Below are 1883 nucleotides of genomic sequence, written 5' to 3'. Positions count from 1 at the left end.
CGGCGCGGTCGGCGCCGCCGGCGGGCCCTCGGCGGCCGGGCCGGCCGGCGGCAGACCGGTGACCTGGGCCAGCAGGTCGCACCAGGCCGCGAGGTGCCCCCCGGTGTCCGGGACCCCGCCCAGCCCCTCGCGCGGGGTCCAGGAGGCCCGGATCTCGATCTGCGAGGCGGCCGGCCGTTCCTCCAGCGCCCCGAAGTAGTGGGAGCTCGCCCGGGTGACCGTGCCGCCGGCCTCCTCGTAGCCGAGGCCGCGGGCGTCCAGCGCACCGGTCAGCCAGGACCAGGAGACCTCCGGGAGCAGCGGGTCGGCCGCCATCTCCGGCTCCTGGAGCTCCGCGCGGACCAGGGTGACCAGCCGGAAGGCGCCCCGCCAGGCGTCGTGCCCGTCCGGGTCGTGGAGCAGGATCAGGCGCCCGTCGGCGAGCTCCTCGCCGTCCTCGTCGAGCACGGCCGCCTCCAGGGCGTACGCGTGGGGCGCCAGCCGCCGCGGCGGCGCCACCGGCTCGAGCGCGATGCGCGGCCTCGGCCGCGCCGCCCGCAACGCGTCGACCGCGGCCCGGAAGGGCAGCGGCGCAAAGGCGTCCGCATTCCGCTCCCGCTCCCCGTCCTTCCCGTCGCCCGCTCCGCCGGCACCGTCCGTCAGTCGTCCCTGAGCCGCAGCCATGCGCAGAAGATAAGGGGCGCGGGGCCCCCGCGACGGGAAGGACACCCCAGCGCCGTGCCCCGGTCCGGATCGCGCTCCGCGAACGGTCCGGAAGTTTGCGCGATCCGCCGGCGGGGGCGGCGGACTCGGCGCCGGCGGGCGGGGCGGACATGGGAGACTCTGCGTGTGAGTGCCATTGACAAGCCCGAGAACCCCGCCGTCGCCGAATCAGCCTTCCTCAAGGCGTGCCGCCGAGAGCCGGTGCCGCACACGCCGGTCTGGTTCATGCGGCAGGCCGGGCGCTCGCTGCCCGAGTACCTGAAGGTGCGCGAGGGCATCCCGATGCTCGAGTCGTGCATGCGCCCCGAGCTGGTCACCGAGATCACCCTGCAGCCGGTCCGCCGGCACGGGGTCGACGCGGCCATCTACTTCAGCGACATCGTCGTCCCGCTGAAGGCCATCGGCGTGGACCTGGACATCAAGCCCGGCGTCGGTCCCGTCGTGGAGCAGCCGATCCGCTCCCGCGCCGACCTGGAGCGGCTGCGCGACCTGACCCCCGAGGACGTCTCCTACGTCACCGAGGCGATCCGGATGCTCACCGCCGAGCTCGGCCCCACGCCGCTGATCGGCTTCGCGGGCGCGCCGTTCACCCTGGCCAGCTACCTGGTCGAGGGCGGCCCCTCCAAGAACCACGAGCACACCAAGGCGCTGATGTACGGCGACCCGGAGCTCTGGGCCGACCTGCTGGACCGCCTCGCCGGCATCACCTCCGCCTTCCTCAAGGTGCAGATCGAGGCCGGCGCCTCGGCCGTGCAGCTCTTCGACTCCTGGGTGGGCGCGCTGGCCCCGGCCGACTACCGGCGCTCGGTGATGCCGGCCTCGAAGAAGGTGTTCGAGGCGGTGGCCCCCTACGACGTGCCGCGGATCCACTTCGGCGTCGGCACGGGCGAGCTGCTGGGCCTGATGGGCGAGGCGGGCGCGGACGTCGTGGGCGTCGACTGGCGCGTCCCGCTGGACGAGGCGGTCCGCCGGGTGGGCCCGGGCAAGGCGCTCCAGGGCAACCTGGACCCGGCCGTCCTCTTCTCCTCCCGCGAGGCCGTGGAGACCAAGACGCGCGAGGTGCTGGACGCGGCCGCCGGCCTGGAGGGCCACATCTTCAACCTCGGCCACGGCGTGCTGCCGACCACGGACCCGGGGGCGCTGACCCGCCTCACCGAGTACGTCCACGAGCAGACGGCGCG

The 1883-nt window shown here is 75.0% G+C and carries 2 protein-coding genes; one reads left to right on the top strand and one right to left on the bottom strand.

All coding sequences use genetic code 11. From position 1 onward, the window contains the following. On the bottom strand, positions 1-663 hold a 663-nt coding region (locus tag A2U95_RS01800; protein ID WP_166020488.1), incomplete at its 3' end, for a DUF3000 domain-containing protein. Between the two features lie 159 nt (positions 664-822). On the opposite strand from A2U95_RS01800, the gene hemE reads away from it, so the two are divergent. Beyond that, a partial coding sequence (hemE, locus tag A2U95_RS01795; RefSeq protein ID WP_166024680.1) for a uroporphyrinogen decarboxylase occupies positions 823-1883 on the top strand: 1061 nt, incomplete at its 3' end.

Origin of the sequence: Streptomyces chilikensis (assembly GCF_001642695.1) — a bacterium.
Taxonomy (GTDB): Bacteria; Actinomycetota; Actinomycetes; order Streptomycetales; family Streptomycetaceae; genus Streptomyces; species Streptomyces chilikensis.
This window is presented reverse-complemented; position numbering and strand designations above follow the sequence as displayed.